This is a genomic window from Streptomyces sp. NPDC005374 (assembly GCF_042872225.1).
Lineage (GTDB): Bacteria > Actinomycetota > Actinomycetes > Streptomycetales > Streptomycetaceae > Streptomyces.
Map to the genome: position 1 here is coordinate 16744 of NZ_JBIAKA010000023.1, position 14967 is coordinate 31710.

Genomic DNA, 14967 nt, shown 5'->3' on the forward strand with positions numbered 1-14967 from the left:
GAAAGATGACGTCACAGCAACCCAATCGTCCGTGACTGGTCTACACCACCTGACAGGCGGTAGCCAACTCATGAGCCAGCCCTCACGTGCCGAGGCCGAGATCTCTCCCGCGCGCCGGCGGTGGCAGTCGGCGTTCGGGGGGCTCCAGAAGATGGGCCGCAGTCTGCAACTGCCCATCGCCGTACTGCCGGCCGCGGGCATCCTCAACCGGCTCGGCCAGCCGGACGTGTTCGGGGACGACGGGCTGGGGTGGACGAACGTCTCGAAGGTGATGGTGGGTGCGGGCGGGGCGTTGCTCGACGGGTCGCTGGGGTTGCCGCTGCTGTTCTGTGTCGGTGTGGCGATCGGCATGGCGAAGAAGTCGGACGGGTCGACCGCGCTGGCGGCCGTGGCCGGGTTCCTCGTCTACTACATGGTGTTGCGTCAGTTTCCGGAGGACTGTCCGGGCGGGGCGAAGGCCGTGCCGAACATCGGGTGCCAGGCGACGGTCGATCACACGGTCGTGGCGTTCACGTACCAGAATCCGGGGGTTTTCGGCGGCATCGTCATGGGGTTGCTGACGGCGTTCTTCTGGGCGCGCTACCACCGCACCAAGCTGGTGGACTGGCTCGGTTTCTTCAACGGCCGTCGGCTCGTGCCGATCGTCATGGCGTTCGTCGCGATCGTGTTCGCGGCGCTGTGTCTGTGGGTGTGGCCGCCGATCGGTGACGGGCTCGAGAACTTCAGCGACTGGCTGAGCGATGCGGGGGCCTGGGGTGCGGGGCTGTTCGGTGTCGCGAACCGGGCGTTGCTGGTGATCGGGCTGCACCAGTTCCTGAACGTGCCCATCTGGTTCCAGTTCGGGACGTTCACGAAGGCGGACGGTTCGCAGGTGCACGGGGACATCAACATGTTCCTGGCGGGTGATCCGAACGCGGGGCAGTTCACCTCGGGGTTCTTCCCGATCATGATGTTCGCGCTGCCCGCGGCGGCGTTGGCGATCACGCACTGCGCGAAGCCGGCCCGGCGCAAGGAGGTCGGCGGTCTGATGCTGTCGGTGGCCCTGACCTCGTTCGTCACGGGGATCACCGAGCCGATCGAGTACTCGTTCCTGTTCATCGCGCCGCTGCTGTACGCGGTGCACGCGGTGCTGACGGGTGTGTCGATGGCGGTGACGTGGGGTCTCGGGGTGCACGACGGGTTCAGTTTCTCGGCCGGGCTCATCGACTACGTCATCAACTGGAACCTCGCGACGAGACCGTGGGCGATCATCCCGATCGGCCTGGTCTTCGCGGTCGTGTACTACGTGATCTTCCGGTTCGCGATCACGAGGTTCGATCTCAAGACGCCGGGGAGGGAGCCGGAGGAGGAGCGCGAGGACGTCACGAAGGCCTGACAGGGCGTAGCTCTCCGGTTGCGGAACTGACGGGTTCCTTATAACGGCCCCATCGTGTACAACAGGTCTACACCACTGAGTGGTGTAGACCACCACCCGATGGAGGACGTATGAGCACCGCCACCGAGACGGCGGCCGCACCCGCGAAGAAGCGGGGATCCGGTCTTTTCCAAGGCCTGCAGAAGGTCGGCCGCAGCCTGCAGTTGCCCATCGCCGTGTTGCCGGCGGCGGGGCTGATCGTCCGGCTCGGCCAGCCGGATGTGTTCGGGGCCGACGGCCTCGGCTGGGACAAGGTCGCCTCGGTCTTCGACAAGGCAGGCGGCGCCATCACCGGAAGCCTCCCGCTGCTCTTCTGTATAGGTGTCGCCATCGGCTTCGCCAAGAAGTCCGACGGCTCGACCGCCCTTGCCGCGCTGGTCGGCTTCCTGGTCTACAGCAAGGTCCTTGAGGCTTTCCCGGTCACCGAGGCGAAGATCCAGAAGGGCGCGGACATAGCCGCGACCTACAACAACCCCGGTGTTCTCGGCGGCATCATCATGGGTCTGCTCTCGGCGGTCCTCTGGCAGAGGTTCCATCGCACGAAGCTGGTGGACTGGCTTGGCTTCTTCAACGGCCGTCGGCTCGTGCCGATCATCATGGCGTTCGTCGGCATCGTCGTCGGTGTCTTCTTCGGGCTGGTCTGGGAGCCGATCGGTGAGGGCATCAGCAACTTCGGCGAGTGGATGACCGGGCTGGGCTCGTTCGGTGCCGCTCTCTTCGGTCTCATCAACCGAGCGCTGATCCCCATCGGCATGCACCAGTTCGTGAACACGGTGGCGTGGTTCCAGCTCGGTGACTTCAAGGACGCCGCGGGCGTGGTCGTCCACGGCGACTACGGCCGCTTCCTGGCCGGCGACCCGAGCGCCGGAATGTTCATGTCCGGCTTCTTCCCGATCATGATGTTCGGTCTGCCTGCCGCCGCGATGGCCATCGCGCACACCGCTCGCCCGGAACGTCGCAAGGCTGTGACCGGCATGATGGTCTCCCTCGCGCTGACTTCCTTCGTGACGGGTGTGACCGAGCCGATCGAGTTCTCGTTCATGTTCATCGCCCCGATCCTCTATGTGATCCACGCGGTGCTGACAGCCGTGTCCATGGCCGTCACCTGGGGGCTTGGAGTCCACGACGGCTTCAACTTCTCCGCGGGCTTCATCGACTACGCGATCAACTGGAACCTCGCCACCAAGCCCTGGCTGATCATCCCCATCGGCCTGGTGTTCGCGGCGATCTACTACTCCGTCTTCCGCTTCGCCATCGTCAAGTGGAACCTCCCCACCCCGGGCCGTGAGCCCGAGGAGGAGATCGAGGACCTCACGAAGGCGTGAGTCACGGCTCGAAGCAGGACGAAGGCCCCCGGAGTCCTGAACCTCTCCGGGGGCCTTCGTCGTGCCGTCGGGCTAGATGTCGTACGACTGTCTCGGCGTCGCCAGGGACACCGGGCCGTCGAACACCGCGCGGGCGTCGGCGAGGTTGACCTGGGGGTCGGTCCACGGGGGGATGTGGGTGAGGACGAGGCGGCGGGCGCCTGCCCGGGTCGCCGTCTCACCCGCCTCGCGGCCGTTGAGGTGCAGGTCGGGGATGTTCTCCTTGCCGTGCGTGAAGGCCGCCTCGCACAGGAACAGGTCGGTGTCGCGGGCGAGTTCGGTCAGGGCGGGGCTCAGGCCGGTGTCGCCGGAGTAGGTCAGGGACTTCCCGCCGTGCTCGACGCGGATGCCGTACGCCTCCACGGGGTGGGCCACTCGCTCCGTGTGGACCGTGAACGGGCCGACGTCGAAGGTGGACGGCTTGACCGTGTGGAAGTCGAAGACCTCGCTCATGGAGGAGGCGGTGGGAGTGTCGGCGTAGGCCGTGGTCAGGCGGTGTTCGGTGCCTTCGGGGCCGTAGACCGGGATGGGGTCGCAGCGGCCGCCGTCGTGGCGGTAGTAGCGCGCGACGAAGTACGCGCACATGTCGATGCAGTGGTCGGCGTGCAGATGGCTGAGGAAGATCGCGTCGAGGTCGTAGAGACCGCAGTGGCGCTGCAGCTCGCCAAGGGCACCATTGCCCATGTCGAGAAGCAACCGGAAGCCGTCGGCCTCGACGAGGTAGCTCGAGCAGGCCGATTCCGCGGACGGGAACGACCCCGAGCAGCCGACGACGGTGAGCTTCATAAAACAGAAACCTCCGCTGGCGGGACTTTTCTGGGATGGGAACGGGGGTCGTGCGGTCCGTCGAGCGTAAGGCGCAAAACCTCCGGTCGCTCCTCCGCCCAGGGCTGTTGTGGGCGAACTCACCTGTGGTGTCACCGGTTCGGCTGGACCGGGGGCGGGTGGGGAGTGTGAGCGCGCTTACGGCTTGCACAGAGGGCGCGCGACGCTGATCGCGCGCCGGTAACGTCGTCCTCATGGACACGTCCTGGTGGCTCGCGCTCGCGGCGGTGGTACTGCTCGCCCTGGTCGCCACGCTCGTGGACGGGTGGGGACGGGGGCATCGGCCCCGGGGGCGTGCGGACCGCACCACTCGGCCGGCCGGGCGCCCGGGACCGCGGCCGCGGCCGGCGGAGATCTGGTGGGCGAGCGTGCCGTTCGAGGACGGTCCGGGCGGTAAGGACCGGCCCTGTCTGGTGCTCGCGGTGCGCGGCGGGCGGGCGAGGGTCGCGAAGATCACCAGCAAGTACCACGACGAACGGGCCGGGGTGATCCCGCTGCCACCGGGTTCGGTGGGTGACGCGCAGGGGCGCGCGAGCTTCCTGGAGACGGACGAGCTGCGCGAGGTGCCGGTGGGGGACTTCCGGCGGAAGGCGGGGGTGGTGGACCCGGTCCTGTGGGACCAGGTCCGTCACCTGGCGACCTAGCGGAAGGTCAGGCCCAGAGCTGGCCCTGCAGGGTCTCGATCGCTTCCTCTGTCGTCGCCGCCGTGTAGACGCCCGTCGACAGGTACTTCCAGCCGCCGTCGGCCACGACGAAGGCGATGTCGGCGGACTCCCCCGCCTTCACCGCCTTGTTGCCGACGCCGATCGCCGCGTGCAGGGCGGCGCCCGTGGAGACGCCCGCGAAGATGCCCTCCTGCTGGAGGAGTTCACGGGTGCGGGTGACCGCGTCGGCGGAGCCGACCGAGAAGCGGGTGGTGAGGACGGAGGCGTCGTACAGCTCCGGCACGAAGCCTTCGTCGAGGTTCCTGAGCCCGTACACCAGGTCGTCGTAGCGCGGCTCGGCGGCGACGATCTTGACGTCCGGCTTGTGCTCGCGGAGGTAGCGGCCGACACCCATCAGCGTGCCGGTGGTGCCGAGGCCGGCGACGAAGTGGGTGATGGAGGGGAGGTCGGCGAGGATCTCCGGGCCGGTGGTCGCGTAGTGGGCGCCGGCGTTGTCCGGGTTGCCGTACTGGTAGAGCATCACCCAGTCGGGATGCTCGGCGGAGAGCTCCTTGGCGACCCGTACGGCGGTGTTGGAGCCGCCCGCGGCGGGGGACGGGATGATCTCGGCGCCCCACATGCCGAGCAGCTCGCGGCGTTCCTGGGAGGTGTTCTCGGGCATCACGCAGACCATGCGGTAGCCCTTGAGCTTGGCCGCCATGGCGAGTGAGATGCCGGTGTTGCCGGAGGTGGGCTCCAGGATGGTGCAGCCGGGCGTGAGACGGCCGTCCTTCTCCGCCTGCTCGATCATGTGCAGGGCGGGGCGGTCCTTGACCGAGCCGGTGGGGTTGCGGTCCTCCAGCTTCGCCCAGACGCGGACGTCGGCGGACGGCGAGAGCCGCGGCAGGCGCACCAGGGGGGTGTTGCCCACCGCGGCCAGCGGGGAGTCGTAACGCATCGACGATCAGGCCATGCCGCCGGCCACGGCCGGCAGGATCGTGACGTTGTCGCCGTCGGTGAGCTTGGTGTTGATGCCGTCGAGGAAGCGGACGTCCTCGTCGTTCAGGTAGACGTTGATGAAGCGGCGCAGTTCGCCGCCGTCCACGATGCGGGCCTGGACGCCCGCGTGCCGGGTCTCGAGGTCGGCGAAGAGCTCGGCGAGGGTGGTCCCGTTGCCCTCCACCGCCTTCTGGCCGTCGGTGTAGGTGCGGAGGATGGTCGGGATGCGGACCTCGATGGCCATGGTGGCGGGCTCCTGTCGGGAAGTGTTCTGGTCGGTGGGCGCACGGCGAGGCGCGCCGCGGCTCACGGCCGTACGGCGGCAGGGAATGTCAACAGATGGCGCTGTTCAGCCTGCACAGGTCGACGTGCAGCCGCGCCACGAGCAGGATGCCCGGCGTCTTCTCGCTCACGTCGTTCAGAACCATGGGCTCATCGTATCGATTCCCGGTCGGGGTCCCGGAGTGTGATCTCGCATGCTGGATGGATTCTGACCGGATCGCGAGATCAGTAGGCCGTTACGACCGTGACCTCCTCCTCCGTGACCTCGCCCTCCACGATCCGGAACGAGCGGAACTGGAAGTCTCCGAGGCCGTCGGTGTCCGCCGTGGACACCAGGACGTAGTGGGCGCCGGGCTCGTTGGCGTAGGAGATGTCGGTCCTGGAGGGGTGGGCCTCGGTCGCGGTGTGGGAGTGGTAGATGACCACCGGTTCCTCGTCGCGATCGTCCATCTCGCGGTAGAGCCTGAGCAGGTCGCCGGAGTCGAACTCGTAGAACGTCGGCGACATGGCGGCGTTGAGCATGGGGACGAAGCGCTCGGGCCGGTCCGTCCCCGCCGGGCCCGCGACGACTCCGCACGCCTCGTCGGGGTGGTCCTTGCGCGCGTGCGCGACGATCTGGTCGACGAGGGCCTGGGTGATGGTCAGCATGCCGGAAAGGATAAGCAGGAGGGCCACCCCATACCGAGGAACGGTACGGAGCAGCCCACATGCCGGACACTCACCTACAGGGGCGCGGGGCTGTATCAACTTGCGGCTCCGCCGCGTGGGCGCGACCAGCCCCCACCGCCCCGCAGCCGAAATACGACCTATCCGACCTTCTCGGACTCCGGCTCAGGCCGCGAGGCGATCCCCGGGTCACGAGACTTCAGCACGGCCCAGCCGACACCGAGCGCCGCCGCCCATCCCGCCATCACGTACAGGCACACCCGCGAGTCCTCGTCGTAGGCGATCAGGCAGGTCACGAAGAGCAGGAACACGATGGCGATCCAGCTGCCGACCGAACCACCGGGCGCCGGGAACGAGGACGCCGGCAGACGTCCCGCGACGACCTCGCGCCGGTAGCGCACATGGCTGATCAGGATCATCAGCCAGGTCCAGATGCCCGCCGCGGTCGCGACCGAGACGACGTACTCGAAGGCCTTGTCCGGCACGACGTAGTTCAGGACCACGCCGATGCCCATGAAGAACACGGAGACCGTGATGGCCAGCGCCGGGGTGCGGGTCACCGAGAGCTTGTTGAAGGCCTTCGGCGCCTCCCCGCTGTCGGCGAGGGTGCGCAGCATGCGGCCCGTGGAGTACATGCCGGAGTTGCAGGAGGACAGGGCCGCGGTGAGGACGACGAAGTTGACGATGCCGGCGCCCGCGGGGATGCCGATCACGGCGAAGGCCTTGACGAAGGGGCTGACGCCGGGCGCGAACTCGGTCCACTTGACCACGCACAGGATGACGGTGAGCGCGCCGACGTAGAAGAGACCGATGCGCCAGGGCAGGGTGTTGATCGCCTTGGGGAGGGTCTTCTCGGGGTTCTCGGACTCGCCGGCCGTGACGCCGACGAGTTCGACGGCGAGGTAGGCGAACATCACTCCCTGCAGGGTCATCAGGGACGAGCCGATGCCCTTGGGGAAGAAGCCGTCGAAGGCCCAGAGGTTGGAGACGGCGGCGGTGTCACCGGCGGCGCTGAAGCCGAAGGTGAGGACGCCGAGGCCGATCACGATCATGCCGATGAGGGCGGTGACCTTGATCATCGAGAACCAGAACTCGATCTCGCCGAACAGCTTCACCGAGATGAGGTTGGCGACGAACAGGACTATGAGGAAGGTCAGCGCGGAGACCCACTGCGGGATGCCCGGGAACCAGTAGTTGATGTAGATCGCGGCGGCGGTGAGTTCCGCCATGCCGGTGACGACCCACAGCAGCCAGTACGTCCAGCCGGTGAAGTAGCCGAAGAACGGGCCGAGGAATTCGCGGGAGTACTCCGCGAAGGAACCGGAGACCGGGCGGTAGAGCAGCAGCTCGCCGAGGGCCCGCATGATGAAGAAGATGATCACGCCGGCGACGGCGTACATCAGGATGAGGCTCGGTCCCGCCTTGGCGATGTTCGCACCGGCGTTGAGGAAGAGGCCGACGCCGATGGCGCCGCCGATCGCGATCATCTGGACCTGGCGGCTGCCGAGTCCGCGCTCGTATCCCTCTTCGGAGGCCTTCTCCGAGCCGGAGCCCGAACCCGAGCCGGAGCCGGAGCCCGAACCCGGGCCTGAGCTCGAGCCTGTGTCGACCTGAGCGGAGGTCATGTGTGATGCCTTTCTCCATGCCGGACCGGGCCTCTCGTCGGCCTCGGACCGGTTTCGATCCCCCCGGATGATGGAGTCGCGCTCGCGGCCGACGGTCGTCGGCTCAGTGGCGCACCCGGCCGGACATGCGGGTGGTGTCGGCTGGGCGGTCGTGAAGATCTATCACGGCCGTACCGTTGATCACCCGGCCGGGATGTGGCACAGGACACAGGTAGAAGCGGACAAACGGCAGCCGGGCGACGCGAAAGCCGTCAGCGCGGTGACGTGATCGTTATCCCGATTTGAGCGCTCTCTGAGCGAAGGAGGAACCGTCGCATCTCACGGCATATCTCACGGCATGAGGGTGGTCACGAGGGTCTCCTGGAGGCCGCCCAGCCAGAGGTACGCCATCACCATGGGCTTGCGCGGGTCCTCGTCCGGCAGCCGGTACAGGAGGTCGGTGTCCTCCTCGTCGGTGATGTCGAGGCGCGAACCGATCGCGAGGCGCAGGTCGTTGAGCGCGCCGAGCCACTTCTGGGACTCCGCGGTGGACAGCTTGAGGACCGCCCCGCCCTCGCCGACGGCGTGCAGCGCGTCCAGGGAGCGGATCACCACGAGGGCGCTCTCGCGCTTGCCGGCGCGCAGGTCGTTCTCGGTGAAGCGGCGGAACTCCGCGGAGTGCTCCCGCTGTTCCTCGGCCTCCTTGGCCTGCGGGGTGCCCTCGGGATCGATGTAGGCGTCCGGGAACAGGCGCCGCAGCACGGGGTCGGACGGCGGTTCGCTCGGCCCCTCCGCGAAGAGCTCGGCGAGCGGGTCGTCGGGGGCGTCCTCGGCGGGGCCGGGCCCGATGAGCTCCAGGAGCTGGACCGCCAGCGACCGGATGATGGAGATCTCGACATCGTCGAGGGCGACGGCCGCGCCGCCGCCGGGGAGCGGTTCAAAGTGTCCGGGCATCAGTGGATATCGCTACTTCCGGTCCTGCTGGAGGGTGGCCCACAGGCCGTATCCGTGCATGGCCTGCACATCGCGTTCCATCTCCTCGCGGCTGCCGCTGGAGACGACCGCCCGGCCCTTGTGATGGACGTCCATCATCAGCTTGGTGGCCTTGTCCTTCGAGTAGCCGAAGTACGTCTGGAAGACGTAGGTCACGTAGCTCATGAGGTTGACCGGGTCGTTGTGCACGATCGTGACCCAGGGGACGTCCGGCTCGGGTACGGCGAAGACCTCCTCCGCCGACTCGGTGCGTTCGATCTCTACGGGAGCGGGTGACGTCACACGGCCCATGCTGCCACGCACAGCATAAATCGTCACACTGACGCGAAGAGGGGTAGCATGCTCGTCATGAACACTGCGGATCTTGGGCTGCCGGTGGACGTTCCCTCGACGGCGCTCTTCACGGACCAGTACGAGCTCACGATGCTCCAGGCCGCGCTCAAGGCGGGTACCGCCGAACGGCGCAGCGTGTTCGAGGTCTTCACCCGGCGGCTGCCGGAGGGGCGGCGCTACGGCGTCGTCGCGGGCACCGGCCGGGTGCTGGACGCGGTGGAGAACTTCCGCTTCGACGCGGACGTCCTCGGCTTCCTGCGCGAGCGGGACATCGTCGACGAGGAGACCCTGGACTGGCTCGCCTCCTACCGCTTCGGCGGTGACATCTGGGGCTACCCGGAGGGCGAGGTGTACTTCCCGGGCTCGCCGATCATGCGGGTGGAGGGCTCCTTCGCCGAGTGCGTGCTCCTGGAGACCGTGATCCTCTCGATCCTCAACCACGACTCCGCGATAGCCGCGGCCGCCTCCCGGATGTCCTCGGCCGCGGGCGACCGGCCGCTGATCGAGATGGGTGCGCGCCGCACCCACGAGCTGTCCGCGGTGGCCGCCGCCCGCGCCGCCTACGTCGGCGGTTTCGCCACCACCTCCGACCTCGCCGCCGGTTTCCGCTACGGCATCCCCACGGTGGGCACCTCCGCCCACGCCTTCACCCTGCTGCACGACCAGGAGCGGGACGCCTTCCAGGCCCAGGTCGACTCGCTGGGCCGGAACACCACGCTGCTCGTGGACACCTACGACGTCACCGAGGCCGTCCGTACGGCCGTGGAGGTCGCCGGGCCCGAGCTGGGGGCCGTGCGCATCGACTCCGGCGACCTGCTCCTCGTCGCGCACCGGGTGCGGCAGCAGCTGGACGAGCTGGGCGCGAAGAGGACGCGGATCATCGTCACCTCCGACCTCGACGAGTACGCCATCGCCTCACTGGCGGTGGCCCCGGTGGACGCGTACGGCGTCGGCACCCAGCTGGTGACCGGGTCCGGGCATCCGACCGCGTCGATGGTCTACAAGCTGGTCGCCCGCGCCGAGTCGGACGATCCGAAGGCGCCGCTGATCCCGGTCGCGAAGAAGTCGTCCGGAGGCAAGAGCTCGGTCGGCGGCCGCAAGTGGGCGGCACGGCGGCTGGACGCGGACGGGGTCGCGGAGGCGGAGGTGGTGGGCACGGGACCGGTTCCTCCCGCGCTCACGGACCGGCAGCTGCTCGTCGAGCTGGTCAAGGGCGGCGAGGTCGTCGCGCGGGAGGCGCTGGACGTCGTACGGGACCGGCATGCGGCCGCGCGGGCCAACCTGCCGTTGTCGGCGACGCAGTTGTCGCGCGGAGAGCCGGTCATTCCGACGGAGTACGTACAGGGGCGCCCGGGTAGCTAATGCGGGTGCGCCCTCCCGCAGTGCCGTCGAAGTCTCTAGGCTCGTAAGTTCACCCTCCCCCGGGTTCGCAGGAGTCGGGGGACCGCCGTCGAAGGACACCACCATGCGCCGCGCCTTGATCGTCGTTGACGTGCAGAACGACTTCTGCGAAGGGGGCAGTCTCGCGGTGGCCGGGGGTGCCGATGTGGCCGCCGCCGTCACCGAGTTGATCGGGCAGGCGGCGGGCTCCGGCTACCAGCATGTGGTGGCCACCCGCGACCACCACATCGCGCCCGGCGGCCACTTCGCCGACAACCCGGACTTCGCGCACTCCTGGCCCGCGCACTGCGTCGCCGGTACCGAGGGGGTGGGCTTCCACCCGAACTTCGCGCCTGCCGTGGCCTCGGGTGCGGTCGACGCCGTGTTCGACAAGGGGGCGTACGCGGCCGCCTACAGCGGGTTCGAGGGCGCCGACGAGAACGGCGTGACGCTGGCCGACTGGCTGCGGGCGCGGAACGTGTCCGAGGTGGACGTGGTCGGGATCGCCACGGACCACTGCGTGCGGGCCACGGCGCTGGACGCGGCGCGCGAGGGTTTCCGCACGCAGGTACTGCTGGACCTCACCGCCGGGGTCGCCGAGGCGACCACCGAGCGGGCACTCGAGGAACTCCGCGAGGCGGGCGTGGAACTGTCCGGAAAGCCGGTCGTCTAGCACGAACGCGGGGCGGCCGGGCCGCAGATTCCGACGGTCCGGCGGGGGGCCTCCCGACGGGTCCGGAGGGAGATCGCCGGCGGGTCCGGCGGGAGGTCTCCGGTGGTGTGCCGTAGGTCTCCGGTGGTCTGGTCGGCGGCGCCCGGTGGTCCGGCCCTAGGTCTCCGATCCACCGGGCGGTGACGGTCCGGGGCGACAGCCTCATATCTTCGGTCCTTTGACCAGTGGCGCCCGGCGGGCAGCCGTAAGGTCCGGTTCACCGGCCGTGGCCCGCGTCCGGTGTTCTTGTCGGGGGCGTGCGATCCGGGCGTCCTCAGTGGTTCGGGGCCGGCTCCGCGGTGGTGTCGGGCTTCGTGTGGAGGATGTCCCGGGCCTGGTCCGCGGCGCGGGCGAGGCTCTCGGAGACGAATTCGAGGAAGCGGGCGATGTTCTCCAGGCGGGTGGCGGCCGGAGTGCCTGAGCCGAGGATGCCGACACCCTGCCGTGCGGTCTCGGCGACCTGCGCGGTGGACCGGGCGCTGGCCATCATCCCCTGGTACATGACGTCGTCGTCGACGACGTAGCGGTCGCGGCGGCGTTCGTCGCGTTCTCGCCGGACGAGATCCTGGCCCACGAGGAACGACATCGCTTTGGAGATGGACGCCGGGCTGACCTGGAGGCGCTCGACGAGTTCGGACGCGGTGAGGCTGCCCCCGTCGCTGATGGTGAGGCTGGCCATCACCCGCGCCATCATCTTGGGCGTGCCCGACTGCATGAAGACGGTGGTGAGTGTCTCCTCGTACTCGCGTACGGCCTCGGCGTCACGTCCGGGTGTCTGCGGCGGCGCCCCCGCCGCCCTGGGCGCGGCCTGCCTGCGGCGATGGGCGCGGTGTTCGGTCGCCCGGTGGGCGAGGTCGGCGCGGTAGGCGGTGGGGCCGCCGTTGCGCATGACCTCACGCGTGATGGTCGAGGTCGGGCGGTCCAGGCGCCGGGCGATCTCCGCGTAGGCGAGGCCGTCCGCCAGTCCCAGCGCGATCTGCTGACGTTCCTGCTGGGTGAGCCTGCCTCCCGGCATCGCGGTCTCCTTCATGGTCCGTGGTGTCTCCAGCATAGCGTTCACCCTCAGTCGATTGCAACGATCGCCCATCCAGCGTTGCGTTATCTTCAGGGTCGTTGCAATGAAAATATGCACTTGAGCTGCATGAATGCTATCCGCTTGCAACAAGTACGTTGCCTGAACCTCAAACGCAACGTAGCTTTTCCATCATCGGAAACAGCAACGAACGCAGGAGAGCATGATGCAGAAGTTCGACACCACCACTCCCGTCACCGCCGTCCTCGACATCCCCGCGGGCCGCATCCAGGTCATCGCCGCCGACCGCACCGACAGCACGGTCCAGGTGCTGCCGGCCAACCCGGCCAAGAGCCGCGACGTGCAGGCGGCCGAGCAGATCGAGGTCTCCTACGACGACGGCGTCCTGCGGATCTCGACCCCGGCCCCGGCCCCGAAGAACCGAATCCTCGGCCAGTCCGGATCCGTCGAGGTCACCCTCCAGGTCCCGGCTGGCTCCCACCTCCGGGCCAAGGCTGCCGCCACCGGGTTCCGGGTCGTCGGACGCCTCGGCGACATCACCTTCGAGGGCGCCTACGGCCCCGTGAAGATCGACGAGGCCGCGAGCGTCAGCCTCACCGCCGCGGACGGCGACATCACCGTCGGCCGCCTGACCGGCCCCGCCGAGATCACCACGCAGAAGGGCGACATCCAGGTCACCGAGGCCGTACGCGGCACGGTCGCACTGACCACCCAGATGGGCTCGCTCTCGGTCGACACCGCCCAGGGGACCTCCGCCACCCTCGACGCCGGCACCGGCTACGGCCGCATCCACAACTCGCTCAAGAACACCGAGGGCGCCGCCGCCGACCTGCACATCCGCGCGACCACCTCGCACGGCGACATCACCGCCCGCAGCCTCTGACCTCCGCCGACGACCTCCGAACCCACCAGAAAGACAGGGCACCCCTCATGACCCACCTGGCCATCGCGGCGAACGGGCTGCGCAAGTCCTACGGCGACAAGACCGTCCTCGACGGCGTCGACCTGGCGGTCCCGGAGGGAACGATCTTCTCCCTGCTCGGTCCGAACGGCGCCGGCAAGACCACCGTCGTCAAGATCCTCTCCACCCTCGTCTCCGCCGACCAGGGCACCGGCGGCATCCACATCGGCGGTCACGACCTGGCCGCCGATCCGCAGGCCGTGCGTGCCGTGATCGGGGTCACCGGGCAGTTCTCCGCCGTGGACGGGCTGATCACCGGCGAGGAGAACATGCTCCTCATGGCGGACCTGCACCACCTCTCCAAGGGCGAGGGCAGGCGGGTCGCCGCCGAGCTGCTGGAGCGGTTCGATCTCACCGAGGCGGCGAAGAAGCCCGCCTCGACCTACTCCGGGGGCATGAAGCGCCGCCTCGACATCGCCATGACCCTGGTGGGCGGCCCGCGGATCATCTTCCTGGACGAACCGACCACCGGGCTCGATCCGCGTTCCCGGCACACCATGTGGGGGATCATCCGGGAGCTGGTGTCCGACGGCGTCACCGTCCTCCTCACCACGCAGTACCTGGAGGAGGCCGACGAGCTCGCCGACCGGATCGCCGTGCTCCACGACGGGAGGATCGCCGCCGAGGGCACCGCGGAGGAGCTCAAGCGGATCGTCCCCGGCGGCCACGTGAGACTCCGCTTCACCGACCCGGACGCCTACCAGGACGCCGTCACCGCGCTCGGCGAGGTCACCCGGGACGACGAGTCGCTGTCCCTGCAGATCCCCAGCGACGGCAGCCAGCGCGAGCTGTTCGCCGTCCTCGGCCGCCTCGAGGCGGCCGGTGTCGAGGCCGACGAGCTGACCGTGCACACCCCCGACCTCGACGACGTGTTCTTCGCCCTGACCGGCGGCACCGACAGCAGCGACACCCCCGACGTCACCGACCCGAGCAAGGAGACCGTCCGATGAGCACCCTCTCCCTCGCCGTACGCGATTCGTCGACGATGCTGCGCCGCAACCTCCTGCACGCGCGGCGCTACCCGTCCCTCACCCTGAACCTGCTGCTCACGCCGATCATGCTGTTGCTGCTCTTCGTGTACGTCTTCGGCGACACGATGAGCGCGGGGATCGGCGGCGGCGACCGCTCCGACTACATCGCCTACCTCGTCCCGGGGCTCCTGCTGATGACCATCGGCTCCACCACGATCGGGACGGCGGTCTCCGTCTCCACCGACATGTCCGAGGGCATCATCGCCCGCTTCCGGACGATGGCGATCCACCGCGGTTCGGTGCTCGTCGGGCACGTCGTCGGCAGCGTGCTCCAGTCGGTCGCGAGCGTGGCCCTCGTGGGCGCCGTCGGCGTCGCCATCGGCTTCCGCTCCACCGACGCCACCGCCCTGGAGTGGCTCGCGGCGTTCGGCCTGCTCGTGCTCTTCGCCACCGCGCTCACCTGGATCGCGGTCGGCATGGGCCTGGTCAGCCCCAACGCCGAGGCCGCGAGCAACAACGCCATGCCGCTGATCTTCCTGCCGCTCATCTCCAGCACGTTCGTCCCGGTCGACGCGATGCCGGGCTGGTTCCAGCCGATCGCGGAGTACCAGCCCTTCACGCCGGCCATCGAGACCCTGCGCGGTCTGCTGCTCGGCACCGGGATCGGCGACAACGGCTGGCTCGCCGTCGCCTGGTGCGTGGGCCTCGCGGTGCTCGGGTACCGCTGGTCGGCCTCGAGGTTCGACCAGGATCCGAAGTAACCGCCATGACAGCGCGGGCCGGCTC

17 protein-coding genes are annotated in these 14967 nt (G+C 68.8%); 8 read left to right on the plus strand and 9 right to left on the minus strand.

Going from position 1 to position 14967, the window contains the following annotated elements; translation table 11 throughout:
- Positions 1-70: 70 nt before the first annotated feature.
- Together ACFYRX_RS41055 and ACFYRX_RS41060 are read left to right on the plus strand one after the other, a co-directional pair.
- Positions 71-1375 (plus strand): PTS transporter subunit EIIC, encoded by a 1305-nt coding sequence (locus tag ACFYRX_RS41055; protein WP_389111775.1) that lies wholly within the window; start codon positions 71-73, stop codon positions 1373-1375.
- A gap of 110 nt (positions 1376-1485) precedes the next feature.
- A complete protein-coding gene (locus ACFYRX_RS41060; RefSeq protein ID WP_389111777.1) occupies positions 1486-2739 on the plus strand; it encodes a PTS transporter subunit EIIC in 1254 nt (417 codons plus the stop codon).
- Between the two features lie 72 nt (positions 2740-2811).
- On the opposite strand, the gene ACFYRX_RS41065 is transcribed toward ACFYRX_RS41060, so the two are convergent.
- The gene (locus ACFYRX_RS41065) at positions 2812-3564 is read right to left on the minus strand and encodes an MBL fold metallo-hydrolase (protein ID WP_389111779.1); all 753 of its coding nucleotides are present in this window, start codon (positions 3562-3564) and stop codon (positions 2812-2814) included.
- A 233-nt stretch (positions 3565-3797) separates the two neighbouring features.
- Between ACFYRX_RS41065 and ACFYRX_RS41070 the strand changes: the two genes are divergently transcribed.
- Positions 3798-4247 (plus strand): type II toxin-antitoxin system PemK/MazF family toxin, encoded by a 450-nt coding sequence (locus ACFYRX_RS41070; RefSeq protein WP_389111780.1) that lies wholly within the window; start codon positions 3798-3800, stop codon positions 4245-4247.
- A 7-nt stretch (positions 4248-4254) separates the two neighbouring features.
- Here the strand turns inward: ACFYRX_RS41070 and ACFYRX_RS41075 are convergent, their stop codons facing one another.
- The 7 genes from ACFYRX_RS41075 to clpS form a co-directional block, all read right to left on the minus strand.
- Positions 4255-5205: a PLP-dependent cysteine synthase family protein gene (locus ACFYRX_RS41075; protein ID WP_389111782.1), complete on the minus strand. Its 951-nt coding sequence runs from the start codon at positions 5203-5205 to the stop codon at positions 4255-4257.
- Between the two features lie 6 nt (positions 5206-5211).
- Positions 5212-5490 (minus strand): MoaD/ThiS family protein, encoded by a 279-nt coding sequence (locus ACFYRX_RS41080; protein ID WP_389111783.1) that lies wholly within the window; start codon positions 5488-5490, stop codon positions 5212-5214.
- An 88-nt stretch (positions 5491-5578) separates the two neighbouring features.
- Entirely contained in the window at positions 5579-5674 is a 96-nt protein-coding gene (locus tag ACFYRX_RS41085; protein ID WP_020940333.1) for a putative leader peptide, read from the minus strand.
- Positions 5675-5753: 79 nt separating this feature from the next.
- Positions 5754-6176, minus strand: coding sequence for a Mov34/MPN/PAD-1 family protein (locus ACFYRX_RS41090; protein ID WP_389111785.1), 423 nt, complete (start codon positions 6174-6176; stop codon positions 5754-5756).
- 158 nt (positions 6177-6334) lie between these two features.
- Complete coding sequence (locus tag ACFYRX_RS41095) at positions 6335-7819, minus strand: amino acid permease (protein WP_389111787.1); 1485 nt, start codon at positions 7817-7819, stop codon at positions 6335-6337.
- Between the two features lie 330 nt (positions 7820-8149).
- Entirely contained in the window at positions 8150-8752 is a 603-nt protein-coding gene (locus ACFYRX_RS41100; RefSeq protein ID WP_389111789.1) for a DUF2017 domain-containing protein, read from the minus strand.
- 12 nt (positions 8753-8764) lie between these two features.
- On the minus strand, positions 8765-9082 hold the full coding sequence (clpS, locus tag ACFYRX_RS41105) for an ATP-dependent Clp protease adapter ClpS (RefSeq protein ID WP_020138980.1): 318 nt from the start codon (positions 9080-9082) through the stop codon (positions 8765-8767).
- A gap of 57 nt (positions 9083-9139) precedes the next feature.
- Between clpS and ACFYRX_RS41110 the strand changes: the two genes are divergently transcribed.
- Positions 9140-10486, plus strand: coding sequence for a nicotinate phosphoribosyltransferase (locus tag ACFYRX_RS41110; protein ID WP_389111790.1), 1347 nt, complete (start codon positions 9140-9142; stop codon positions 10484-10486).
- A 103-nt stretch (positions 10487-10589) separates the two neighbouring features.
- Positions 10590-11177, plus strand: coding sequence for an isochorismatase family protein (locus tag ACFYRX_RS41115; protein ID WP_389111792.1), 588 nt, complete (start codon positions 10590-10592; stop codon positions 11175-11177).
- 313 nt (positions 11178-11490) lie between these two features.
- Here the strand turns inward: ACFYRX_RS41115 and ACFYRX_RS41120 are convergent, their stop codons facing one another.
- Positions 11491-12231 carry a helix-turn-helix domain-containing protein gene (locus ACFYRX_RS41120; protein ID WP_389111954.1) on the minus strand — a complete coding sequence of 247 codons (741 nt, stop codon included), beginning with the start codon at positions 12229-12231 and terminating at the stop codon, positions 11491-11493.
- Between the two features lie 223 nt (positions 12232-12454).
- On the opposite strand from ACFYRX_RS41120, the gene ACFYRX_RS41125 reads away from it, so the two are divergent.
- From ACFYRX_RS41125 to ACFYRX_RS41135, 3 genes are read left to right on the plus strand one after another with little or no spacing between them, the layout of a single operon-like run.
- Entirely contained in the window at positions 12455-13132 is a 678-nt protein-coding gene (locus ACFYRX_RS41125; protein WP_389111955.1) for a DUF4097 family beta strand repeat-containing protein, read from the plus strand.
- Between the two features lie 47 nt (positions 13133-13179).
- Positions 13180-14160 carry an ATP-binding cassette domain-containing protein gene (locus ACFYRX_RS41130; RefSeq protein WP_389111794.1) on the plus strand — a complete coding sequence of 327 codons (981 nt, stop codon included), beginning with the start codon at positions 13180-13182 and terminating at the stop codon, positions 14158-14160.
- Positions 14157-14942, plus strand: a complete 786-nt coding sequence (locus tag ACFYRX_RS41135) for an ABC transporter permease (RefSeq protein WP_389111795.1) — start codon at positions 14157-14159, stop codon at positions 14940-14942. The genes ACFYRX_RS41130 and ACFYRX_RS41135 overlap by 4 nt, the downstream gene beginning before the upstream one ends.
- Positions 14943-14967: the final 25 nt, after the last annotated feature.